At 61.4% G+C, this 22,923-nt stretch carries 18 protein-coding genes and 1 rRNA gene; 3 read left to right on the top strand and 16 right to left on the bottom strand.

All coding sequences use genetic code 11. From position 1 onward, the window contains the following. Positions 1 to 4: 4 nt before the first annotated feature. The 4 genes from qhpC to CAF79_RS23450 all read right to left on the bottom strand — a co-directional run bounded on the left by qhpC (position 5) and on the right by CAF79_RS23450 (position 4,221). On the bottom strand, positions 5 to 328 hold the full coding sequence (gene qhpC / locus CAF79_RS23435) for a quinohemoprotein amine dehydrogenase subunit gamma (RefSeq protein WP_085700526.1): 324 nt from the start codon (positions 326 to 328) through the stop codon (positions 5 to 7). A 1-nt stretch (position 329) separates the two neighbouring features. Continuing rightward, a complete protein-coding gene (gene peaB, locus CAF79_RS23440; RefSeq protein ID WP_085700527.1) occupies positions 330 to 1,760 on the bottom strand; it encodes a quinohemoprotein amine dehydrogenase maturation protein in 1,431 nt (476 codons plus the stop codon). A gap of 97 nt (positions 1,761 to 1,857) precedes the next feature. Further along, on the bottom strand, positions 1,858 to 3,438 hold the full coding sequence (gene peaA, locus CAF79_RS23445; protein WP_085700528.1) for a quinohemoprotein amine dehydrogenase subunit alpha: 1,581 nt from the start codon (positions 3,436 to 3,438) through the stop codon (positions 1,858 to 1,860). 582 nt (positions 3,439 to 4,020) lie between these two features. Beyond that, on the bottom strand, positions 4,021 to 4,221 hold the full coding sequence (locus CAF79_RS23450; protein WP_085686895.1) for a hypothetical protein: 201 nt from the start codon (positions 4,219 to 4,221) through the stop codon (positions 4,021 to 4,023). Positions 4,222 to 4,578: 357 nt separating this feature from the next. On the opposite strand from CAF79_RS23450, the gene CAF79_RS23455 reads away from it, so the two are divergent. Next, positions 4,579 to 6,069, top strand: a complete 1,491-nt coding sequence (locus tag CAF79_RS23455) for an aldehyde dehydrogenase (RefSeq protein WP_085700529.1) — start codon at positions 4,579 to 4,581, stop codon at positions 6,067 to 6,069. A gap of 16 nt (positions 6,070 to 6,085) precedes the next feature. On the opposite strand, the gene CAF79_RS23460 is transcribed toward CAF79_RS23455, so the two are convergent. From CAF79_RS23460 to CAF79_RS23490, 7 genes are all read right to left on the bottom strand, one after another. Further along, positions 6,086 to 7,381: an FAD-dependent monooxygenase gene (locus CAF79_RS23460; RefSeq protein ID WP_085700530.1), complete on the bottom strand. Its 1,296-nt coding sequence runs from the start codon at positions 7,379 to 7,381 to the stop codon at positions 6,086 to 6,088. Next, positions 7,378 to 8,055, bottom strand: coding sequence for a S8 family serine peptidase (locus CAF79_RS23465; RefSeq protein WP_085700531.1), 678 nt, complete (start codon positions 8,053 to 8,055; stop codon positions 7,378 to 7,380). The genes CAF79_RS23460 and CAF79_RS23465 overlap by 4 nt, the downstream gene beginning before the upstream one ends. Then, on the bottom strand, positions 8,045 to 9,763 hold the full coding sequence (locus CAF79_RS23470; RefSeq protein ID WP_085700532.1) for an ABC transporter ATP-binding protein: 1,719 nt from the start codon (positions 9,761 to 9,763) through the stop codon (positions 8,045 to 8,047). The genes CAF79_RS23465 and CAF79_RS23470 overlap by 11 nt, the downstream gene beginning before the upstream one ends. After that, positions 9,763 to 11,667, bottom strand: a complete 1,905-nt coding sequence (locus CAF79_RS23475; protein WP_085700533.1) for a sigma-54-dependent Fis family transcriptional regulator — start codon at positions 11,665 to 11,667, stop codon at positions 9,763 to 9,765. The genes CAF79_RS23470 and CAF79_RS23475 overlap by 1 nt, the downstream gene beginning before the upstream one ends. Before the next feature lie 248 nt (positions 11,668 to 11,915). After that, positions 11,916 to 12,941: a histone deacetylase family protein gene (locus CAF79_RS23480; protein ID WP_085700534.1), complete on the bottom strand. Its 1,026-nt coding sequence runs from the start codon at positions 12,939 to 12,941 to the stop codon at positions 11,916 to 11,918. A 3-nt stretch (positions 12,942 to 12,944) separates the two neighbouring features. Continuing rightward, positions 12,945 to 14,183 (bottom strand): Zn-dependent hydrolase, encoded by a 1,239-nt coding sequence (locus CAF79_RS23485; RefSeq protein ID WP_085700535.1) that lies wholly within the window; start codon positions 14,181 to 14,183, stop codon positions 12,945 to 12,947. Positions 14,184 to 14,205: 22 nt separating this feature from the next. Continuing rightward, positions 14,206 to 15,516, bottom strand: coding sequence for an MFS transporter (locus CAF79_RS23490; RefSeq protein ID WP_085700536.1), 1,311 nt, complete (start codon positions 15,514 to 15,516; stop codon positions 14,206 to 14,208). Between the two features lie 163 nt (positions 15,517 to 15,679). Here CAF79_RS23490 and CAF79_RS23495 point away from each other — a divergent pair, with 163 nt between their 5' ends. After that, a complete protein-coding gene (locus CAF79_RS23495) occupies positions 15,680 to 16,615 on the top strand; it encodes a LysR family transcriptional regulator (protein WP_085700537.1) in 936 nt (311 codons plus the stop codon). Here the strand turns inward: CAF79_RS23495 and CAF79_RS23500 are convergent. Genes CAF79_RS23500 through CAF79_RS23510 form a run of 3 tightly spaced genes read right to left on the bottom strand, consistent with a single transcriptional unit; the run spans position 16,609 to position 19,588 of the window. Next, a complete protein-coding gene (locus CAF79_RS23500; RefSeq protein ID WP_085700538.1) occupies positions 16,609 to 17,538 on the bottom strand; it encodes a glyoxylate/hydroxypyruvate reductase A in 930 nt (309 codons plus the stop codon). The two genes, CAF79_RS23495 and CAF79_RS23500, sit on opposite strands and share 7 nt — an antisense overlap. Beyond that, positions 17,535 to 18,290, bottom strand: coding sequence for a class II aldolase/adducin family protein (locus CAF79_RS23505; protein WP_011335215.1), 756 nt, complete (start codon positions 18,288 to 18,290; stop codon positions 17,535 to 17,537). The genes CAF79_RS23500 and CAF79_RS23505 overlap by 4 nt, the downstream gene beginning before the upstream one ends. Further along, a complete protein-coding gene (locus CAF79_RS23510; protein ID WP_085700539.1) occupies positions 18,287 to 19,588 on the bottom strand; it encodes an MFS transporter in 1,302 nt (433 codons plus the stop codon). The genes CAF79_RS23505 and CAF79_RS23510 overlap by 4 nt, the downstream gene beginning before the upstream one ends. 144 nt (positions 19,589 to 19,732) lie before the next feature. Here CAF79_RS23510 and CAF79_RS23515 point away from each other — a divergent pair, with 144 nt between their 5' ends. After that, entirely contained in the window at positions 19,733 to 20,692 is a 960-nt protein-coding gene (locus CAF79_RS23515; RefSeq protein ID WP_085700540.1) for a LysR family transcriptional regulator, read from the top strand. 12 nt (positions 20,693 to 20,704) lie between these two features. Here CAF79_RS23515 and mrdA read toward each other — a convergent pair whose 3' ends face one another. After that, the gene (gene mrdA / locus CAF79_RS23520) at positions 20,705 to 22,597 is read right to left on the bottom strand and encodes a penicillin-binding protein 2 (RefSeq protein ID WP_085700541.1); all 1,893 of its coding nucleotides are present in this window, start codon (positions 22,595 to 22,597) and stop codon (positions 20,705 to 20,707) included. A gap of 202 nt (positions 22,598 to 22,799) precedes the next feature. After that, positions 22,800 to 22,915 (bottom strand): 5S ribosomal RNA (gene rrf, locus CAF79_RS23525). Positions 22,916 to 22,923: the final 8 nt, after the last annotated feature.

Raw genomic sequence — 22,923 nt, forward strand, 5'->3', positions numbered from 1 at the left:
GCAGTTACTTGTCTTTCGGGAAGACAGTGCCGAGGTTGCGCCAGTTGTCGTTGGACGCCTGGGCATCCTTGTTCCAGTCCGGGTAGGTGCTCATCATGTCCGGCACCTGGGCTGGCCACCAGCACGGGTCGGAGCAGCCATACAGGTCGGCTTCCATCGGCTGACAAAGCGACGACACCCCGCCGAACGCATCGATTTCCCAGCCCGGGTCGGTGGTCGAGGCGCAACCCGCGACGGAGCTCATCGCCACCACTTCTTCGATGCGGTTATCGTCCGCGGCCTGATCCAGCTTCAACGCTTTGTTATTGATTGCCTTGAGATGTTTCATATCAGTGAGCCTTGCGCGGAGTGATGTAGCTGCTGATGAACGCAGGGTTGGCGGCCATGATCCGGGTGTAGACCTCAATGCCGAAGTCGACCCAGTCACGCATCAATTCGCAGTAGTGATACGTCGGGTGGGCCGGGTCACCGTAGCGGGCATAGCTCTCGTGGTAGCAACCGCCGGAGCACAGGTTGCGAATCTGACAGTCATGGCAACCGGTGTTGGTGCGATCCAGGCGCTGGGACAGGAAGTCATTCAACTCGACCTGCTTGACGCCGCTGTGGACGTTGCCGAAGGTCGGCAGCGAGGAGCCGGTGAAGCGATGGCACAGGTTCAGTTCGCCTTTGTGATCGACCGCCAGCATCTTCAGCCCGGCGCCGCACGGCAGGGCCTTTTTGTGGCCTTCATGAATGTCGGTGATCAACTGATGCAGGTTGGAGAACCCGATATTGCGGTGTTCCAGCGCAGCCTCCAGATAACGCCGACCGAGACGTTTCATGCTGGCGAACACTTCGATCAACTCGTCGTTGGTCAGATTGAAGCTGCTGATATCGCCGGACGTTACCGGCGCAAATCCAACCTCGGCAAAACCCAGTTCGTTAAACAGGTGATCCCAGATGGTTTCAACGTCGGTGACGCCGGTGGTCAGGGTCACCCGCGCGCCGACCGGACGGCTGTTGTAGCGAGAGAGCAACATTTCGGCCTTGCGCCGCACCACGTCATAAGTGCCCTGCCCGCCCACGGTGATGCGGTTGCGGTCGTGCACGGTTTTCGGCCCGTCGATGCTCACTGACAAGCCAAAACGGTGGGCATTCAGGTAGTCCACGGTTTCTTCGGTGAGCAGCGTGGCGTTGGTGGTCATCACGAACTCGACGAACTTGCCGGCCTCGGCAAACCGCTTCTCGCAGTAATCGACCATGTACTCGATCAGCTTGCGGTTGCTCAGCGGTTCGCCGCCGAAAAACACCACGGTGAAGCGCTCTTCGTCGGGGGATTCGCGTAGCAGCATTTCGACCGAGGCGATGGCAGTTTCGACGTCCATCTTTTTGCCGGCGGACGGCTTGTCGAGGTCTTCCTTGTAGCAGTAGGTGCAGCTCAGGTTGCAGCCGGTGTTGACGTTGAGCACCACGGTGTTGATCGCCGTGCGTTCGACGCGTTTTACGGCGATGTCCGGCGTCAGCGGCGAGCCGTCGCTGACCAGTTCCAGCGAGATCAGCTCGCGCAGTGTCTCGTTGATTTCCTCGCCATTGAACCGCGCGCCGAGGCGCTGGACCAGATCCTCTGAGGAGCACCCAGGGCCGCGCAGTGCATCAATGATGGTGCCGGTCAGTTCATCGCTGGCGAACAGCGAACTGCTGGGGATATGAAACAGCATGCGGTCGGCGTCGACGTGCACTTCGTGCAGATTACGTTCGACCAGATTCAAGATAGCGCCCATTGCAAACCTCCTGTGCAAGCCCCCCGCCTGGCGGGACTTGCGGTCATTCCGAAAAGTGTCTGAATCGCTGTCGCTCAGCTCAACTCACGTTTCAACATCAGGGAATGGGTGGATTGTTCCAGCGTTGCACGGTGACTATCAGGTGGCCTTCGCCGGTCAGGGATTTCCCTGCGTCGTCGACGGCGGCAATCACCTTGAGGTTGCCGGCATTGTTGGTGGACATCTTGCGAGCCGGATTCGGCCCGGCATCGCCCGGTGTGAACACGCCCGCGTCGGCCTGCATGGTGCCGGCGAACTTGACGTCCTCGTCCTCTTTGGCGCGCTCGTCGAAGGCTTCGACTTTCCATTGCGCCGGGAACACGCCGATGCGATATGGCTTGCCGTCGGCACCCTTACCCCACGCTTCGGCGTCGAAGCGGCCCTGGACTTTCGGCGTCGAACCACCGCCCTCGCCGATCCGTGCCACCGAGAACTCGGGCACCACTTTGACCGAGGCAATCTTGCTGTACACCGACAGGCTCGGGCCTTTCAGGCTGCCGACGCTGACTGCGCGCAGCCCCGGTCGGGCATTGGCTGCCGCTTTGACTTTGACCTTGATCCGATCGGCGCTCTGCTCGACCACTTCGACCACGTCCACGCCTTTGCCGAAATTCGGCTTGCCGCTCAGACCGCTGCCGATCAGGGTCACTTCAGTTTCGCTGCCGGCCTTCACATAACCAGGCTGTACCGCCAGCAGGCGCTGGGAACCCTGTTTGGCCGCAACGAAATCCAGACCGCGCTCATCGTGCTCGGCCTCAAACATCCGGCCCTGCATGGCGTTGCCTTGCGCGGCGAACACCTGACGCATGGTCACGCCGTCAACGGTCACGTTGCCGCGCCATTCGTAGCCGCTGTAGAGGATCGCACTGCCATCGCCGTTGAACGGGCTGCCATCGGCGTATTGACCTTTGACGGCAACCTTGAAGGTGTCACTGCCATCGGCGGTGACGCTCATGGTGCCGGCCAGTTCTCCTTTGCCCGGCAGGTGACCGCTGAAACTCCAGTCGCCCACCAGCGCCTCGGCTTTCGGTGCGGTTTTGACCCACGTCTGCCACGCCGGATTATCCAGCGGATAACGTTTGGCCAGCAGGGGGACCATTTCCTTGCGGGCGATATCGAACCAGTCACGATCACGGGCCAGCGCCTGATACTCCAGCGACGGCCATTGGCCGAGGTGGAAATTCACCAGACGTTCCCACTCCTGGGCCGGACGCCGTTGCAGAGCGACCCTGGCACCGGAATGGCAGCGACCACACATCTGCGCGGTTTTCTCGTCGAACTGCTCAACGGTGTTCAACCGCCGTTCCAGCGCGTAACGCACGCCATCGGTTTCGCTGGGCGCCAGGCCCTGGGTGTCGGCGAGGTATTTGACCAGTGTGCGTCGATCGTCATCGCTGATCTGCAGACCGTGCATGGTCTGCATCCGGGCAATGCTCATCAGCCAGCCTTCGGGGGTCTTGCGCTGGTGGCTGATACGGCTCAACTGGTCGCCGGCTTCAGGGGTGTGACAGCCCTGGCAGGTTTCCTTGAGGATGGTCTGGGCATCGCGGGCTGCCAGGCTGTACGGCGAATGCAGGGCCACGCAAGCGGCCACGGCCAGCAGGCTGGCGCTCATGCCTGATCGGAGTCTTCTCTTCATCAACGTCGAACCTCGCACGGTGCTTTCTTATTGTTGTGGCTTATCGTTTTTATGGTTTCTGCCGTTCGTGGCGCTGCACGAACGGAGGCAAGCGAAACGTCTGCTGTGAGCAATACACGGAGCGTGCCAGCTTGCCGATAAGCTTTTCAATCAAGCAGTTACGTGAAGATCAAGGCGAAGTGGCGGTGCCGGCGGTGCTGGCCGGCGTCCCATTTCGCGACAGCTGTTGCAGTCTGAGACAAGCATAGTTGTTACGGCGTCGGCGACATTGCGTCGCGCGACAGTTCGTCCGGAACCGACAGCATCACCTGCGATGAAATCTCCAGGTGACTGATAAACAAGCCCCGCACATGACGGGGCCCTGTATTGGATCGTTGACATGATCCTAGCGAACGGAATTGTCCGGGTGAACCTTGTAACGCCCACAAAACTCGCAAACCGTCGAACATTCAGCTTGCGTGTCGGCCTTGGCTGCCAATGACCCGGAATCACGCAGGGCAGCTTGAATTCGACGCTCGCGGTAAAACGCATACGTGATCAGCAAACTAAAGCCCAATGACCAAAAACACAGAATTAAAGCCGTCATGATTTATCCTCGAGCATGGCAACTGCGAAAGAGGTGGCGATCAAGAAAATACTGCTTGTAGCCATCAAGGCACCTGCCCGAATCGTATCAACATCGGTCAGATCGCCGATCAACAGCGCCGCAAACCCTGTCACCAGAAATCCAGTCCCCACGCCTATCATGAAATTGGTTAGCCATCGAATGGTTAAGTTGTTCATCGACATCCCTGTGAAGACACTGACCCGCCAAATCCATGGCAGGAAAACCCTATACACCAAGCAACTTAGCTCGTACCTCATGCCTCCACCAGTCGGTAGAAACTGTCAGACGCGCGACTTTTCCTACTCCAGAAAAGGCCCGATTTTGCTCAGGCCCCGTCGCAGCGGCATTGGCTTTGTAGGACGCGTATCTTGCTTCTCAATGGGTGTCGCGTTTTGAGACAAATTCACCCTCACTTCCACTGAAACTCTTCCTCCTTCCCCCCGTGCAACCGGGCTGTACGCCACCCTCCAGCATTTGGCACGACCATTGCGAAAGCCCCTCTCGATCCCCATCGAACAACAAGAGGTTTCGCCATGCCCCTGCCCTACCTGCTTCCTGCCACCTCGGCCTTTATCCAGCGTCCGCCGCGCATGCTGATCGGCGGCGACTGGGTCGAAGCCGCCGACGGCCAGACCATGCCGCTGCACAACCCGGCCACCGGAGAAGTACTGTGCGTAGTGCCACGCGCCACGCCGGAAGATGTCGACCGCGCGGTGCTCGCCGCCCGACAAGCTTTCGATGATTCAACCTGGAGCCGCACCCGCCCGCGCGAGCGGCAGAATCTGTTGTGGAAACTCGCCGACCTGATGCAGCGCGACGCCGAACTGCTGGCGCAACTGGAATGCCTGAACAACGGCAAGAGCGCGGCGGTGGCGCAAGTGATGGACGTACAACTGGCCATCGACTTCCTGCGTTATATGGCCGGTTGGGCGACCAAGATTGAAGGTTCCAGCGTGGATGTCTCGTTGCCGCTGATGCCCGGCGATCAGTTCCACAGTTTCATCCGTCGCGAAGCGGTGGGGGTGGTCGGCGCCATCGTCGCCTGGAACTTCCCGCTGCTGCTGGCCTGCTGGAAGCTCGGCCCGGCGCTGGCCACCGGTTGCACCGTGGTACTCAAGCCCGCCGACGAGACCCCGCTGACCGCGCTGAAACTGGCGGAGCTGGTGCTGGAGGCGGGTTATCCGGAAGGCGTCTTCAACGTGGTCACCGGCACCGGGATCACGGCTGGCTCCGCCCTGACCCACAACCCGCTGGTCGACAAGCTGACCTTCACCGGCTCCACCGCTGTCGGCAAGCAGATCGGCAAGATCGCGATGGATTCGATGACCCGGGTCACCCTGGAACTGGGCGGCAAATCCCCGACCATCGTCATGGCCGACGCCGACCTGAAAACCGCTGCGGCGGGTGCGGCCAGTGCGATTTTCTTCAACCAGGGCCAGGTGTGCTGCGCCGGTTCGCGCCTGTACGTGCAGCGCAAGCATTTCGACAATGTGGTGGCCGACATCAGCGATATCGCCAACGCGATGAAACTCGGCAACGGACTCGACCCGAGCATCGATATGGGCCCGCTGATTTCCGCGCGCCAGCAGGAGCGGGTCTACAACTACATCGAAATGGGCCGCGAAAGCGGCGCGACCATCGCCTGCGGCGGCGAGCAGTTCGGGCCGGGATTCTTCGTCAAGCCGACGGTGATTGTCGATCTCGATCAACAGCATTCGCTGGTGCAGGAAGAGATCTTCGGGCCAGTGCTGGTGGCGATTCCGTTCGATGACGAAGCCGATGCGCTGCGCATGGCCAATGACAGCCCTTACGGTTTGGGTGCCAGCATCTGGTCGAACGATCTGGCGGCGGTGCACCGGATGATTCCGCGGATCAAGTCAGGGTCGGTGTGGGTCAACTGCCACAGCGCGCTGGATCCGGCGCTGCCGTTTGGCGGCTACAAGATGTCCGGCGTCGGGCGCGAGATGGGGTATGCGGCGATCGAGCATTACACCGAGTTGAAGTCGGTGTTGATCAAGTTGTAATGACTGGGCTCATGGCTCAGGGTCTGAAACCCTGAGCCAACAGCCACCCGCGAACGGCTCGCCCCTGCTCGAGCGTCAACCCCGCCAGCACCTGATCCGCCGGCTCATCGCGCAAGCGCCGCACCAGCGGAGCCAGCTCTACGCCTTGCACATGCCAGATCCCCAGCGGCTGATCCGCCGTAATCACCACCTCGGCCTCATCGACAAACCCGTCACGCAGCACCGGCATCCGCTCGATCCGCAACGCGGAAAAATCCACCGCAGCATGGGTCACTTCGGCGTCGGGCCATTGCCGCCGCGCCTGCCAGAACGGTCGATCCAGCCAGCGCTGTTCATCGGCATAAAAGTCCCGGCCAATTCGCGCAAATCGCAAGAACAATTGCTCGACTCGCTGACGGTGAAAACGCTGGGCCAGTGCCGTCCGTTCAGGTTTGCGCAACAACGTGTTGATCACCACCGGCGCCTGCAACGCCGAGGACAGAGACTGAAAAATCCCATTGCCTGACAGCGGGTCCACCGCCATCGCGGCATCGCCAACGCGAATCCAGTTATCGCCACAAACCTGCGCCGCCAGAATCGCCGTGCTGCTGCGGGCATGCAGTTGCAACGCCGATTCCTGCCCGCCGGCAAAGAACGCTTGAGCAAAATCCGAGGCCTGCCGTCGCGCGCGGCAGTGATCGAGCAACTGCGCCTTGCTCGGCAACGCGGCACTGGCGACGTCCACGGTCCATTGCCAATAACACTGGCCGTCGTCCTGCCGCGCCATCCACGCCCAACCGTCTTCAAGGCTTTCCACGGCACTGGCCGTCACCCCCGGCGCGCCTTGCCAGCGATTGAGCAGGCTGACCGTCTCCGGCCCGCGCAGCCCCTTGCCAGACGCCGGCGCCTGTCGGCCCCGGGCTTCTACCAGAAAATCCGCCGTTAGCGTCCGACCGCCATCAAGTTCAACCCGATGACCGTCCGCCGAAGGCTGAACATTCAGGACTCGCCCTTCAATCACCTCGACCCCGGCCATCCGCAAGCTTTCCCGCAAACCGCGATCAAAGGTCGGGCGATCCAACAAAAACTCGATGTTCTGCGCATGCTGTTGGCCGTTCCATGAAACCTGTCGCTGGGACGGCAACGTGGCATCCGCCAGCGCGTGATTCAACCCGGCACCGCGCAACGCCTCCAGCACCCGTTGCGACACACCTTCGAGCGCCGCAAACCGGCGCCATTCGCTGATCAGCGTCACGGCGTAACCCAGCCGTCGCAGCCCCAACGCCACCGCCGCACCGGCCGGCCCGGCACCGAGAATCAGGATCGCAGTCATGGACCGAAACGCCGTTCAGGGCCGCGATAACCAGCGTGCCGTTTCAGCCAGTCGATTACTTCGGCATTGCTCGCCTGCGGATGCTCCAGCAGATAGCCAGCAATATGCCCGCTCAACGCTGCACACCCCAGACTGGCCCCCGACTGTCCCGGATAAGTGCCGCGTACACACGCCGCAAAATCCGCCTGCGCACTGTCGAGCCATGACCATTGCTCATCCGTGCAACGCGCGTCGCCAGTTACCCGGAGCACCTGCGGATAACTCGCCGGAAACACCGCCGCCCCCTGCGCCGGGCTCGACGCACACAGCAACACACCGCGGGCCACCGCCGCTGCGCAGGCCTCGCGCAACAGGCTGCGATCCTGGCGTAAACCCAGGCTCAGATTGATCTGCCGCACGTTCTGCGTCACCAGCCAATCGATGGCCGCAGAAATCTGCAAGGCACTGGTGACGCCGCGCTGATCGAACACCTGAGCCACACAAATTCGCGCCGCCGGTGCCCGACGGCTGATCGCCTCGATCACCGCGCTGCCATGTCCGAGTGGATCATCGCGCAACTCCGACTCCGCCAGTCCGTCCTCCAGCAATGAGAATCGCCGCCCGGCAATCACCTGAACCCGTTGCGCTGCCGAGTGCCCGCTATCGACCACACCGATTCGCAACTCAGGCTTCATGCAGCACCGTTTTCGAAATGAGCACACCGTCGAGCAATTCAAAGCGCAGGTCGGCATCGGCCAGGGTCGACGGACGATGGCTGATCAGAATCCGCGTGCGCCCGGCAAACAAGCGGTCGATGGCTTCGATCACCTCGCGTTCAGTGGTTTCGTCGACTGCCGAGGTGGCTTCGTCCAGCACCAGAATCAGCGGATCCTGCAACAGCGCCCGGGCAATCGCGATGCGCTGTTTCTGCCCGCCGGACAACTGCTGACCGCGCTCGCCCAACGGGCTGTCGAGGCCTTCGGGCAATGACGCGATCAGGCTGTCGAGTTGCGCCAGCCGTGCGACTTCGGCGATGGCTTCGCGGCTGGCGTCCGGCACCGCGTAAGCCAGGTTGTCGGCGAGGCTTCCACGAAACAGCACGATGTCCTGACTGACCACGGCGATGCGTCGACGCAGTTCGAACAACTCCAGTTCACGCAGATCCACTTCGCCGAGCAGCACTCGTCCGGATTGCGGATCGTGATGCCGTTGCAGCAGATCGATCAGCGTCGATTTGCCGACGCCGGAGGCGCCACTCAAGGCGACTTTCAAACCGTAGGGAATCGTCGCCTCGATGCCACTCAACGTGGTTGGACGGCCCGGATGGCTGAAGTGCACCGCTTCGAAACGCAGCTCCCCCGAAGTCGGAAACGGTTTCGGCGTGACCGGTGAAACCACCGTGGGTTCTTCGCCGCGCAACTCCATGACCCGACCGAGGCTGACGGTCATGCGCTGGATCGCCACATACAACCCCAACAGGCTCTGCACCGGCCCGACCGCCATTCCCAGATAGGTGGAAAACGCGATCAGCGCGCCGAGTTGCCAAGTACCCTGCACCACCCAATAACCACCGATCAAAAACGCGCAGGCACGGGACAGCGAGGTCAACGTGCCGGGCACGGCCTGGGTGAAAAATTCGGTGACTTGCAGGCGCAGCAACTGATTCATATAGCCCTGCCCGAGGTTTTCCAGGCGCCGCGCTTCACGCTGCTGCTGGCCGGCGGACTGGATGAATTTCATCACCGGCAGGGTCTCGACCATAAATGACGACATGTCTGCCGAACGCTCACGCAACTGCCGCACATCACGCTCGACCTTGCGCCGCATCCAGCGCAGCCACAGCACGTCGAGCGGAATCAGCACCAGCGCCAGCAGCGACAGTTTCCACGACAGGGTGAACAGCATCGCGATCGCCACCACCAGGCCGATCACACTGGATACCGCCGAGAACAACGAGTCCACGGCGAAGCGTTGAATCTCCGCCACATCGCCGTCGAGCCGCGACATCAAATCACCGATCCGCCGCTGGCCGTAGAAGCTCGGTGACAGCTTCTGCAAATGCCGGTAAAGGTCATCGCGCAGGGCAAACAGAATCCGCCCGGACAGCCGCGTGTGCAGATAGCGGTTGATCCCTGATAACGCCGTGCCGAGCAGGCCGGCGATGATCATCAGCACCGCGATCATGACCAGCATCGGGAAGTTGCGTGCCAGCAGCCCGTCGTCGATCAGCAGCTTGACCAGCCACGGCTGCACCAGCACCAGCAGCGACGCGCACACCGACAGACCGAGCAGGCCGACAATCGCAAGCCGCTGCGGCCGCACAAACCCATACAACCAACGCAACGCCGCTTGCAGCGCGGCGGGGTTCTGGCTGTCGATCAGCCGCACGAACAGGCGCTGCATCACGAGCGCAACTGTTTGAGTTTGCGGTACAGGGTCGCGCGGCTGATGCCCAGAGCATTGGCCGCAGCCGAGACATTGCCCTGATGGGTGTCGAGGGACTGGCGGATCATCTCCAGTTCGTTCTCGCGAATGCTGCCGGTCTGGGGTTTCTCGGTGGCGCAGAGTTCGTCGAGCATGCTGTCGGGCAGGTGATCGAGGGTCAGCAGCGTTTCCCCCGGCTCGCGCATCGCCAGCGCGGTACGCAGCACCATTTCCAGTTGGCGGATGTTGCCCGGCCAGTGATACGCGCCGAGCAGGCGATTGAGGTCGTCGTGCAGCACGGCGTTCGGTGCGTCGAGTTTGCTCAGCAGCCGAGTGACCAGCGCGCTGAAGTCATCGCGCTCGCGCAGGGCCGGAAGCATCACGCTGATGCCGTTGACCCGGTAGAACAGGTCTTCGCGAAACTGTTTGTCCTCGACCTGACGCTTGAGGTCGCGGTGGGTGGCGCAGATCAGCGCGACGTCGATATCCTGCTCTTCCCCGGCCCCCAGCGGCGCGACTTTACGATCCTGCAAAACGCGCAGCAGCCGCGCTTGCAGGGCCAGCGGCATGTCGCCGATTTCATCGAGAAATAGCGTGCCGCCATGGGCCTGTTGCAGACGTCCGATCATGCCGCCCCGACGCGATCCGGTGAAGGCACCTTCGCGATAGCCGAACAGTTCCGACTCGATCAGGCCTTCGGGAATTGCTGCGCAGTTCACGGCCACAAACGGTTTGTCGCTGCGGCTGCCGGCCAGGTGCAGGGCGCGGGCGATCACTTCCTTACCGGTGCCGGTCTCGCCAAGCAACAACACCGGCAACTCATTGGCCAGACCTTGGCGGGCCATGCGCAGGGCACGGGCATAGCGGACGTTGTTGCCGGCCAGTGCTTCCAGATCCGGTTGCGCCTTGGCGGTTTTCGCCACGCTGCGCGGCGGGCCGCCGAGGTTGACCGAACGCGCCGGGGCTCGCAGGGTCTTGTAGAAAAATTCGCCCTTGGCGGTCTGCACACTGCCGACACCGCCCTGTTGCAGACGGGTCAGCAACTGCACGCCATCGACCCCGAGAAATTCCTCGCAGCGCTTGCCGACCAGTGCCGAACGCTCGGCCCGCAGCAACTGGCAGGCCTGGGCGCTGACCGCCAGAATCTGCCCGCCGAGACTGACTGCGAGCAGGCCTTGCCACGGCGATTCCAAATACTGCCGGCGACTGTGAAAGGCGAGGACGATCTGATCGGGAAAGCTGTTGTTGAACACCCGGCTCTCGATCTGGCTGACCGCCATGCTCAGCAGCGCGGTGCTGTCGTGAACGCGGCCGAGGGGGCCTTCGCGGGTCAGGTCGAGGACGCCAAGAATTTCGCCCTGAGGGCAATGGATCGGCACCGAGGTGCAGGAAAAATCGGTGAGACGGTCGAGGTAATGTTCGCCGCAATCGATCAGGGTGGGGCGCGCCTCGACCAGCGCCGTGCCGAGGGCGTTGGTGCCACGAGCGGCTTCGCTCCAGCAGGCGCCGAGGGTGATGTCCTGCAGACCGCTGCCCTTGAGCCGGTCGGCCCGTCCCTCGACGGCGAGGATAGTGGCGTCGGAATTGGCGAGGATGATCAGGCCTTCCTTGCCCTGACGTTCGGCCAGGTAATCGATGGCCGGTATCGCCGCATCGATCAGCAGGCGATTGCTCGCCAGCAATACATCGAGACTGGCGCTCGATTCCAGCGCCAGCTCATGCTTGCCATTGAAATGCACGCCGTGGCTCAGGCTGCGCCGCCACGAAGCATCGATCTCCGCACGCAACACGCCATCCGGGACTTGCCCTTCGAGATGGAGTTTTTCCCGGGCCAGCCGGGCTTCGTGGTGAGACTTGGGATCGGTTGTTTTTATAAGAGTCATCAAGCGCTCCGGAGCGGTCCGCTTTGCGCTTCTTTACTTCAGCGCCCTGACGCCAATGTTTACGTTAACGTCAGGGAGATGGCAAGCACCGTAGGGCGCTAGTGTTCCAGCAGGCGGACCGGCTCAACATTCTTCGCGAGCAAGCTCGCTCCGACAGGGACTGGCATTGAACACAAATACTGAATTCAAATCGGTCATCTGTGGGAGCGAACTTGCTCGCGAAAGCGATTGATCAATCAACTCGACTATCAGGGTTGCCAGACCTCGGCATTCACGAAAAATGCCCGGGCATTGTCTTCGAGACTTTCCAGGTGATAGCCGCCCTCCTGCACGATCAGACATGGCAGTCCCAGGCTGCGAATCCGCTCACCCAGTGCTGCAAAGCCTTCGCGGGTGACGGCGACTTTGCTTTGCGGATCCAGCTCATAGATATCAAAACCCAGCGACAGCACCAGCACCTCGGCGCCGAACTCACGTACCGCGTTCAATGCGACGTCCAGTTGCCCGAGGAAATCCGCTTCGCTTGATCCATGAGCCATCGGCAGGTTGAGGTTAAAACCCGCTCCTGCGCCGCTGCCGCGTTCGTCGGCGAACCCGGCGACGCCCGGATAGAAGTTGGTCGGATCGCCATGCACCGAGACGTAAAGGACGTCATCGCGGTCGTAGAAAATTTCCTGGATGCCTTGGCCGTGGTGCATGTCGGTGTCGAGCACGGCGACTTTATCGAACTTGTCGCGCAACACCTGCGCCGCCACCGCCGCGTTGTTCACGTAGCAAAAACCGCCCGCTGCTTCGGCCCGGGCGTGATGCCCCGGTGGACGGCACAGCGCATAAGCCGCCGGCTCGCCATCGATCAATGCCTGAGCCCCCGCCACTGCGCTTTGCGCCGACCAGTAGGCCGAGCGCCAGGTCTGTTCGCCGACCGGGCAACTGCCGTCCGCCAGATAGCGCGCCGCTTGGGCGAGGATGCCGCGCAGGGCGTTGGGCTCACGGACGAAAATGTTCGACATCACCTCGTCGCCCCAGTCTTCGGGGATTTCCTTCCAGCGTGCATGGGCTTCCTGAAGGAACGTCAGATAAGGCGCGCCATGCACCGCCAGCAACGGCGCGAGGCCGGCATCGGCGGGCTGCTCGACACTGAAGCCCAGACCGTGGGCCGCCTGCACCAGACGCTGCGCGCGCTCGGGGACTTCCTGTGGCGTGCGCATCTGCCCGCGCGAGTAATAGCTGCGTGGATGGTGGAGCAATTGTTCGGGATGGAAAAAACTGCGCATGGTTCAGGCTCCCTGTTCGATTCGTCCGGCGCGGGCCAGCACGGCGTTGAGCAATACATCAGTGCCCTGCTTCACGTCTTCGGGCAACACATCTTCGGCTTCGTTGTGGCTCAGGCCACCCACGCACGGGATGAACACCATTGCCGTCGGGCAGTAACGCGCCAGGTGAATCGCGTCATGCCCGGCGCCGCTGACAATCGACTGCTGAGCGTAGCCCAGCGCATCCACCGCCTCTTGCACCGCCGCGACGCATTCGGCGTCGAATGGCGTGGCCGGGCTGATCCAATGCGGGGTAATCGTCAGGTTCAAGCCTCGGCCATCGGCAATCGCCTGCAAGCGGGCGCGCACTTGTTGCTCCATGGCAGCAATCGCTTCGTCACGGTGATGACGCAGATCGACGGTGAAATTCACAAGCCCCGGAATGGTGTTGCGCGAGGACTTGTTGATGCTCAACTCGCCGACCGTGGTCAGGCCCTCCGGCGCAAAATCCGTGGCCAGACCTTCGATTGCCTGGATCATCCGCGCAACACCGTACAACGCATCTTTGCGCAACGGCATCGGCGTGGTGCCGGCGTGGGCGGCCATGCCCTCCACGCGCACATCGAGCCAGCGGATCGCCTGACCGCCCGTGACCACGCCGATGCTTTTGGCGTTGTCTTCAAGGATCGGACCTTGCTCGATGTGCGCCTCAAAATACGCATCCACCGCGCCGCCCAACGGACGCTCACCGGCGTAACCGGTACGCTGCAAAGCCTCGGCAACGCTGATGCCATCGATGTCGCGCACCGCCAGCGCAGCGTTCAGATCCATGATCCCGGTGAACACTGCCGAGCCGAACATGGCCGGGGTGAAACGCGCACCTTCTTCGTTGGTCCACACCGCCACTTCCAGCGGTTTGCGGGTCTGGATATTCAGGTCGTTGAGGCAACGCACCACTTCCAGCCCGGCGAGCACGCCGTAGACGCCATCGAAACGTCCGCCTTCGGGCTGGGTGTCGAGGTGGCTGCCCATCATCACCGGCGCGGCGTCCGGATCGGTGCCGGCGCGTCGGGCGAACAAGTTGCCGATGGCATCCACACTCAAGGTCATGCCGGCTTCGCGGCACCAGTGGGCGAACAGTTCGCGGCCGGCCTTGTCTTCATCGCTCAACGCCAGACGGCAGCTGCCGCCTCGGGCTGTCGCACCGATTTCGGCCATGGCCATCAGGCTCGCCCACAGGCGTTCGCCATTGATTTTCAACATAAGGTTCTCCTGAAATTCCGGGTCAGGCACGGGCCATTTCCGCGCGATGGGCACTGGCGTGACGACGGGCGAGAGACAGCACGCAGACCAGCGAAATACCGGCGATCAGGCTGTAGAACACCGCCATCGGCCACCATTGCCCGATGAACTTGTGCGCGAGCATCGTGCCGATCAGCGGCGTCAGACCACCGGCCACCGCGCCGCAGATCTGATAGGCCAGCGAGATTGCGGTGTAGCGCACGCGGGTCTCGAACATGCCGCTGACGTACCCGGCGATCACCGCGTAGAACGACGCCATGCACACCACCGCCAGCGCGATGCCGAAGATGATCAGCGGCGCCTGGGCCGAACTGACGAGCACGAACATCGGATACGGCGAGGCCATCGCCAGCAGCGAAACCAGGCACAGGAAACGCGTCGCGCCGATCTTCTGCGCCGTCCATGCGGCCAGCGGCTGAATGCAGAACTGGATGATCGCGACGAAGAACAGGCATTCGAGAATCAGCGAACGTGGCAGCGCCAGTTGCTGAGTGGTGTAGGCGATCATAAAGGTATTGGTGAAATACACCCCGGCGATGCCCAGCGTGTTGGCGCCGATGCACAGCAACAGCGGACGCCACGCGGTGCGCAAGACTTCCATCACGGGGGCCTGTTCTTTCTTGATCTGTTTCGTGGCCTGCTCGCGGCTGGCGAGGAATTCCGGCGACTCGTTCACGCCCAGGCGAATCGCCAGGCCTACCAGCAGCAACAGCGCACTGGCGAGGAACGGCAGACGCCAGCCCCAGCTCATCAGGTCTGCTTCGGGCAAGCGGGTCACCGCGCTGAAGGCCAACAGCGACAGAATCAAACCCGCCGGGCTGCCCAGTTGCGCGAACGACGCGAAGAAGTTGCGCCGGCCCTTCGGCGCATGCTCGCCGGCCATCAACACCGCCCCGCCCCACTCGCCGCCGACGGCGATGCCCTGGACGATGCGCAGCAGAATCAGCAGCACCGGCGCCGTCGCGCCAATCTGCGCGTAAGTCGGCAACAGACCGATGCACACCGTGACCACGCCCATCATCAGCAGCGTGATGATCAGCGATTTCTTGCGGCCGATGCGGTCGCCGATATGGCCGAAAATGATCCCGCCCAATGGCCGGGCAAAGAAGCCCACGGCGAAGGTCCCGAACGCGGCCATGGTGCTGAACAGCGGATCGTCGGAGGGAAAGAACAGCGCGCCGAACACCAGTGCGGCGGCGGTGGCGTAGATGTAAAAGTCGTACCACTCGATCATGGTGCCGATGAAGGCTGCGGCCGCCGCACGGCGCGGCTGGTTCGAAGCGTGGGGCTTCATGGGGTCGGGCTCCTTTGATTGTTTTTTTGGCAGGAGGAAAACGCTGATTCCAGGGCACTCTGGCGGTGCCTGTCGTGGGGTGATTTATCGTCCCGGGGCTATGATTAGTCAATTTTCTATTTATTATTCCGATTATTACCTCACCTTATAATCGAGAACCGCCATGGCCGAACGCGACGTACAACGCCTGCTTAACGACCGCTTGGACTGGAATCTTTTGCGCACCTTCCGGGTGATCGGCCAGGAGCTGAGCATCAGCCGCGCCGCCGCGCGCCTGCACTTGACCCAACCGGCGGTGAGCCAGGCGCTCAAGCGCCTGGAGGAGCAACTGGGCCGCCAGTTGATCGCCCGGCGCGGCCCGCGATTTGCCCTCACTGAAGTCGGCGAGCAGATCTTCGAACTGGCCGGCGAGATCTACGGGCAGATGTCCCAGGTCAGCAGCCTGCTGGAACAACCGGCCGATGAAGTGATCGGCAGGGTTCGACTGCTGATCATCAGCCGGATCTTTTCCGAGCGCTTCGATGACTTCCTCGCTGACTTTCACCGGCAGTATCCACGGGTAGATCTGGAGGTGGATGTGATGCGCAGTTCGGACATCGTCAGTGCCCTTCAGGAGAAAACCGCGACCCTCGGCCTGAGCCTTAATCGCCGCCCGCAACCGCGACTGGAACAGCGTCTGTTCCTGCGTCAGCGTTATGCATTTTTCTGCGGCAAACACCACGCGCTGTTCGGCCGAAAGGACATCGGTGAAGGCGATTTGCAGCGGGAAAATTTCGTCAGTTTCACCAGTGACCAAATTGGCGGGATGCTTTCGCCGCTGACGATTTTCCGCGATCAACAGGGCTTCAGCGGACGCATCGTTGCTTCATCGCCGAGCCTGGAAGAAGTGCGGCGACTGGTGATCGCCGGGTTCGGAATCGGTTGTTTGCCGGAGCACGTGGTAGCGGCAGACGTCGAGGCCGGATTGCTCTGGCGCCTGCCGCCCCACGAGGGGATTGCCGATGTCGACATTCATCTGTTGTGGAACCGCGACCAGCGCATGAGCCGCGCCGAGACGCTGTTCATCGAACGATTGCAGGCCTGTCTGGCGGATCAGTAACCGAGCAGCCGATCCACGCGGTTGAGCAGCGGTTCACCGGCATTCAGACGGCGGAAGTTCTCGGCGATCTGTTCGGCGATGCAGTCATGAGACGCCGCCGAAGCCATATGCGGGGTGATGGTCACGCCCGGGGTTTTCCACAATGGATGGTCAGCGGGCAGTGGTTCCTGTTCGAAGACATCGAGCAGCGCACCGCGCAGTTTTACACGGGCCAGCATCTGTTGCAGATCGTCGATGTTCAGGTGCCCGCCGCGCCCGACGTTGATCAGTGCCGCGCCGTTGGCCAGACGCTCGAAGGTCTGGCGATTGAGAATGCCGCGCGTCTCGTGGGTGAGTGGCAACAGGTTGATCAGCAACTCCACGCCGTCGAGAAATGAATTGAAAGCTTCAGTGCCGTCGAAGGTCTGCACGCCCGATAAATCCTTTTTGCTGCGCGCCCAGCCACGCACCTCGTAACCGGCGCTGGCCAGGTCTTGGGCAATCGCGCTGCCGAGCGAACCGAGCCCCATCACGCCGATTCGGAACTGATGGGCCGGGCGTTGCAGCGGTCGTTCCCAATGCTGTTGGTGCTGCTGCTCAAGGACTTGATCGAAGCCGCGATGATAGTGAATCACCGCCCAGCGCACGTACTCGGTCATGCCCTGGCGGTGACCAGGATCGACCACCCGGCATACCGGCAGATCGGGGCACGAGGGATCGTGCTCCAGGTGATCGATACCGGCTGCAACTGAGTGAATCACTTGCAGGTTGGGTAACGCGGCAAGACTGCCCGGCAGTGGAAACCAGCACGCCGCGATCTGCGCATTCACCGCGCGGGGATCATCGGCCAGCACCGCCGAGAGCTGCGGCGCACGGCGGGCAAAGGCTTCCTGCAATTGCTTGAGCAACAGCGAGTCGCGGGACATCAGTGCAACGGTGTTCATGACAGATAGGACTCGCGCTGGGATTCGATCAGGGTCAAGGCGGCCTCCCAGGCCAGGTCGATGATGTTGTCCTGTTCATCGCGGTCGAACTGTTCGGCGGTGTGGGCACAGACTTCCGGCGACGGGAAATGCAGCTCGCAACCGCCGGCAAGCGCCTGTACTTGCGCCTGGCAGGCACGCTCCAGAAAGTGGATTTCCTGAAATGCCTGGGCTACGCCGGATCCGCCGACCAGCAAGCCGTGATTGCGCAGGATCATCGCGCGATGTGGGCCGAGGTCAGCGATCAACCGCTCACGTTCATCCAGCGACAGCGCGATGCCTTCGTAGGTGTGATACGCCAGTTTTCCGTAGAACTTCAATGCATGCTGACTGATCGGCAGCAGGCCTTGTTTCTGCGCAGCGACGGCCATGCCGGCGGCGGTATGGGTATGGATCACGCAGTTCAGATCCGGGCGCGCCATGTGGATCGCCGAGTGGATCACGAACCCGGCGGCGTTGACCCGATGCCCGGCGTATTCAGGGTCGACGATGCGCCCGTCCTGATCGATGCGCACCAGATCGGAAGCGCGCATGCGGTCAAAGATCACGCCGTAGCGGTTGATCAGGAAATGATGCTCCGGCCCCGGAATCCGCAGGGTGATGTGCGTGTCGATCAGGTCGGTCATGCGAAAGTGCGCAATCAAGCGGTACAGCGCAGCGAGCTCGCAACGGGCTTGCCATTCGATCGGGTCAATGTGGGCGGGTTTACTCACGAATACACCTCTTTGTTGGTATGAAGGACGACCGGGTTGGCCCGCAGACGAGCGAGGCCACAGACACCGATCAGCGACAAGGCCGACAGCAGCGTGAAGAACACCGCCAATGGCAGCCACTGCCCGGAAAACTTGCTGGCCAACAGCGTGCCGATCAGCGGCGTGGTACCGCCAGCGACCGCGCAGCTCAGTTGATAAGCGATGGAGATGCCCGAATAGCGCAGGTGCACCGGGAAGGCCTGGGTCATGTACCCGGCGATCACCGCGTACAGGGCCGAGAGGATCACCACCGCGACGGCAATGCCGAGGGTCATCAACAGGGTGTTCTGAGTGCCGACCAGCAGGAACATCGGGTACGGCGTGACCATGCACAGCAGCGCCACCAACATCAGGAATCGCCCTTCGCCGATGCGCTCGGCGAGCAGCGCCGACAACGGTTGCGAGAGCAATTGAATGATCGTCACCAGGAACAGGCAGTCGAGAATGGTCGAGCGCGGAATGCCCTGATATTGGGTGACGTAGGTGATCATGAAGGTGTTGGTGAAGAAGAATCCTGCCGAGCCGATGGTGACGGCGGCGGCCGCGAACAGGATCTGCCGCCAGCACTGGCGGATCACGTCTTTCACCGGGTATTTGGCGGTTTCGTTGTTGTCCCTGGCCTTGGCGAATTCCGGCGATTCATGCACCCCGGAACGGATCATCAGACCGACCATCATCAGCACGCCGCTGGCCAGAAACGGCAGACGCCAGCCCCAGGCAAGAAAGTCTTCCGGAGACAGCGACGTCACCAGTCGGAACGCGATCAACGCCAGCAGTAAACCTGCCGGGCTGCCGAGCTGGGCGAACGAGGCATAGAAGGTTTTGCGTTTGGCCGGAGCGTGCTCACTGGCCATCAACACCGCTCCGCCCCACTCGCCGCCGACGGAGATGCCCTGAATCAGACGAAGAACAATCAGACCGATGGGCGCCCAGATGCCAACGCTGGCGTAGCTCGGCAACAGACCGATTCCGGCGGTGGCCAGCCCCATCAGCGCCATCGTGACCAGCAGCATTTTCTTGCGGCCCAGACTATCGCCCAAATGACCGAACACCATACCGGCCATCGGCCGGGCGATGAAGCCAACGGCGAAACTGCCGAACGCGGCGAGCGTGCTGGTCACCGGGTCGCTGCTGGGAAAGAACACTTGCCCGAGCACCAGCGCGGCGGCGGTGGCGTAGATATAGAAATCGTAGAATTCGATGGTCGTGCCAATGAAGGCAGCGGCCGCGGCGCGACGCGGCTGAGCGGTGGTGTGCATGCAAGAACCCTGTGTATTTATAGTTTTAGGCAGGTGTCGAGGCGGGTGACAGTCGCGCTCTGTGGCGCTTGTGGGCTTTATCGCTTCCGTGACAGGATTAGTCAATTTTCAAAAACTTATCTTTACTATTAGCGTGGCTACTACATGACTTCTTCCGCTAATCCCTGGGTCGGACGGCGTTTTCTCAATGATCGGCTGGACTGGAACCTGCTTCGCACCTATCTGGTGATCGGGCAAGAAGGCAGCATGAGCCGCGCTGCCGCCCGATTGCACATCACCCAATCGGCGGTCAGTCAGGCATTGAAACGTCTCGAAGAACAACTGGATTGTGTGCTGATTGCGCGCAGCGGACGGCGCTTTGATCTGACGGAAACCGGGGAAGAAGTCCTGCGAATTGCGACGGATATCTACGGTGACATCTCCCGTTTGGGCACCGTGGTCGAGAACCGCCATGACGACGTGGTGGGCAAGATCCGTATCCTCACCGTCAGTGGTGTCCAGGCGCGGCATTACGATGAGTTTCTTGCGGACTTCCACGAGACTCATCCAAAAATCGAGCTGGAAGTCGAGGTGATGGGCAGTTCGAACATCATCAGTTCGCTGCTGCAGAAGACCGCTACGGTGGGAGTGGGATTGTGTCGTTTACCGCAGCCGAGGCTGGAACAACGGGTTTTGTTTCGTGAGCGCTATGCGTACTTTTGCGGGCAGCGCCATCGACTGTTCGGGCAGCAGAATCTGACGCTGGAGCAATTGGCGGCGGAGAACTTTGTCAGCTTCACCAGCGATCAGCTCGGCGGCAATCTTTCGCCGTTGACGCTGTTTCGTGACCAGCAAGGATTTACCGGCAAGATCGTCGCTTCCTCCACCAGTTTCGAAGAGATTTATCGTTTGATCTGCGCAGGGTTCGGGATTGGCTGTCTGCCGACCCACCTGGTACGAAGGGATGTCGAACAAGGTTTACTATGGCGCTTGCCGCCGGAAGACGGAGTGGTGGATTTCGATATCCAGCTGCTGTGGAATCGCGAACAGAAGATGACGCAGGCGGAAACGGTGTTCCTCGACAGCTTCCAGCACATGCTCAGCTTGCGTGAGCCTGTGCTGTGAAGCTGCGATGGATTACACGTGTGGATCGCCCGGCGCCTTGGTCGGCGCAGCGTATTGAGGTTTGAGGTGGCCGTCCTGATCGAGTAGCCAGGCGTCCATGATCTGCCGCACCACGGGACCTGCGACTCGACCACCGGCCTCGCCGTTTTCGATCATCACCGAAATCGCGATTTTCGGATGCTCGGCCGGGGCAAAACCGACGAACAAGGCGTTGTCACGATGGCGCTCAAGGGTTTTCTCGCGGTTGTAGCGCTCGCCCTGCTTGATCGCCACTACTTGCGCCGTACCACTCTTGCCGGCGATGCGGTATTGCGCGCCGGCCGCCGCCGCACGTGCGATACCTCGGGCGTCGTGCATCACCATCTGCATACCGTGGTTGACCTGGTCCCAGTCACGCGGATCCTTGAGCAGGATGTTCGGCATCGGGTGTTCGTCCACCGGCGCCACACCGTCGACGGTCTTGGCCAGGTGCGGACGGTTCCAGATGCCCTTGTTGGCAATCAGCGCAGTGGCTTGAGCCAGTTGCAGCGGCGTGACTTGCATGTAGCCCTGGCCGATGCCGAGGATCACGGTTTCGCCGGGGAACCAGGCTTGCCGACGCGTGGCGCGCTTCCAGGCCTGGGACGGCATCAGACCGGGCGACTCCTCGAACATGTCGAGCGAGACTTTCTCGCCGAGGCCGAACATCGCCATGTAGTCATGCAGGCGGTCGATGCCGAGCTTGTGCGCCAGGTCGTAGAAGTAAGTGTCGTTGGAGCGCATGATCGCTGCGTCCATGTCCACCCAGCCATCGCCACTGTGGTTCCAGTTGCGGTACTTATGATCGAAGTCCGGCAGTTGGTAATAGCCAGGATCGAAGACCCGGGTTTGTGGCGTGACGACACCGGCGTCGAGGCCAGCGATGGCCACCTCCGGCTTGATCGTCGAACCGGGCGCGTACAGGCCTCGCAGCACGCGGTTGAACAGCGGACGGTCGATGGAGTCACGCAGCGCGGAATATTCCTTGGAGCTGATACCGGTCACGAACAGATTGGGGTCGAAGCTCGGGTTGCTGACCATGGCCAGCACTTCGCCGGTCGACGGGTCCAGCGCAACCACTGAGCCCCGACGGTCGCCCAATGCGGCTTCGGCGGCTTCTTGGAGCTTGATATCAAGGCTGAGGACGATGTTTTTGCCGGGTATCGGGTCGGTGTGTTTCAGGACCCGCAGAACGCGGCCTTGAGCATTGGTCTCCACTTCCTCGTAACCGACGTGGCCGTGCAGTTGTGGCTCGTAGAAGCGTTCGACACCGGTCTTGCCGATCGATTGGGTGCCACGGTATTCGACGGAATCGAGGGTCTTGGATTCTTTCTCGTTGATGCGGCCGACGTAGCCAATCGAGTGTGCGAAGTGTGCGCCCAGTGGATAGTTACGAACGAATTGCGGCTCGACATCCAGGCCTGGCAGACGGAACTCGTTGACTGCCAGCACGGCGATTTGTTCTTCGGTCAGTTCATAGAACAGCGTTACGGGTGTAAACGGATGGCGCGACTGCTTCATGGCCTTGTCGAAGACTGTTCGGTCTTCGGGTGGCAGGTGCAGGAGGCTAATGACCTCGTCCAGCTCCTGGTTGACGTCAGTCGCACGTTCTCTTGTGATCGTCAGGTTATAGCTGGGACGGTTATCGGCCAGCAACACGCCATTGCGATCGTAGATCAGGCCACGTGTCGGCGGGATCGGCAGGACATGGACGCGGTTGTTTTCGGAGATGGTCGAGTGATAGTCGAACTCGACGACTTGCAGGATGTACAGGCGCACAACCAGGGCGCAACTGACGGCGAAGACGAACAAGGCACAGGCGATCAGGCGTTTGTTGACCAGTCGTGTCTCTTTTTCGTGATCCTTGATCGGGATGGGTTCGGGCATTTCTGCAGCCACTCTTTGACAAAAATGAGCGCCGATCCTTGGGCGTGACATCAGTCCGTTAAAAAACGAGCTGCACCATACCAAAAACCGGGCAGTCATTTCAGAGGGATTTCCCCAATGGTTGCTGTTACGACGGTCGAGCACTTTCCTGCAGGCAAAACAAAACCCCAACTGCTTTCGCAATTGGGGTTTCGGAATTTAATCTTGACGATGACCTACTCTCACATGGGGAAACCCCACACTACCATCGGCGATGCATCGTTTCACTTCTGAGTTCGGGATGGGATCAGGTGGTTCCAACGCTCTATGGTCGTCAAGAAATTCGG

Origin of the sequence: Pseudomonas sp. B26(2017) (genome assembly GCF_002113045.1) — a bacterium.
Classification (GTDB): Bacteria; Pseudomonadota; Gammaproteobacteria; order Pseudomonadales; family Pseudomonadaceae; genus Aquipseudomonas.

What these genes read in the sequence shown, in the direction of transcription:
- CAF79_RS23515 (WP_085700540.1), top strand. Translation starts at nt 19,733, where the DNA reads ATGACTTCTTCCGCTAATCCCTGGGTCGGACGGCGTTTTCTCAATGAT.
- CAF79_RS23495 (WP_085700537.1), top strand. Translation starts at nt 15,680, where the DNA reads ATGGCCGAACGCGACGTACAACGCCTGCTTAACGACCGCTTGGACTGG.
- peaA (WP_085700528.1), bottom strand. Translation starts at nt 3,438, where the DNA reads ATGAAGAGAAGACTCCGATCAGGCATGAGCGCCAGCCTGCTGGCCGTG.
- CAF79_RS23465 (WP_085700531.1), bottom strand. Translation starts at nt 8,055, where the DNA reads ATGAAGCCTGAGTTGCGAATCGGTGTGGTCGATAGCGGGCACTCGGCA.
- peaB (WP_085700527.1), bottom strand. Translation starts at nt 1,760, where the DNA reads ATGGGCGCTATCTTGAATCTGGTCGAACGTAATCTGCACGAAGTGCAC.
- mrdA (WP_085700541.1), bottom strand. Translation starts at nt 22,597, where the DNA reads ATGCCCGAACCCATCCCGATCAAGGATCACGAAAAAGAGACACGACTG.
- CAF79_RS23490 (WP_085700536.1), bottom strand. Translation starts at nt 15,516, where the DNA reads ATGAAGCCCCACGCTTCGAACCAGCCGCGCCGTGCGGCGGCCGCAGCC.
- CAF79_RS23510 (WP_085700539.1), bottom strand. Translation starts at nt 19,588, where the DNA reads ATGCACACCACCGCTCAGCCGCGTCGCGCCGCGGCCGCTGCCTTCATT.
- CAF79_RS23450 (WP_085686895.1), bottom strand. Translation starts at nt 4,221, where the DNA reads ATGAACAACTTAACCATTCGATGGCTAACCAATTTCATGATAGGCGTG.
- CAF79_RS23500 (WP_085700538.1), bottom strand. Translation starts at nt 17,538, where the DNA reads ATGAACACCGTTGCACTGATGTCCCGCGACTCGCTGTTGCTCAAGCAA.
- CAF79_RS23470 (WP_085700532.1), bottom strand. Translation starts at nt 9,763, where the DNA reads ATGCAGCGCCTGTTCGTGCGGCTGATCGACAGCCAGAACCCCGCCGCG.
- CAF79_RS23460 (WP_085700530.1), bottom strand. Translation starts at nt 7,381, where the DNA reads ATGACTGCGATCCTGATTCTCGGTGCCGGGCCGGCCGGTGCGGCGGTG.
- CAF79_RS23455 (WP_085700529.1), top strand. Translation starts at nt 4,579, where the DNA reads ATGCCCCTGCCCTACCTGCTTCCTGCCACCTCGGCCTTTATCCAGCGT.
- CAF79_RS23480 (WP_085700534.1), bottom strand. Translation starts at nt 12,941, where the DNA reads ATGCGCAGTTTTTTCCATCCCGAACAATTGCTCCACCATCCACGCAGC.
- CAF79_RS23485 (WP_085700535.1), bottom strand. Translation starts at nt 14,183, where the DNA reads ATGTTGAAAATCAATGGCGAACGCCTGTGGGCGAGCCTGATGGCCATG.
- qhpC (WP_085700526.1), bottom strand. Translation starts at nt 328, where the DNA reads ATGAAACATCTCAAGGCAATCAATAACAAAGCGTTGAAGCTGGATCAG.
- CAF79_RS23475 (WP_085700533.1), bottom strand. Translation starts at nt 11,667, where the DNA reads ATGACTCTTATAAAAACAACCGATCCCAAGTCTCACCACGAAGCCCGG.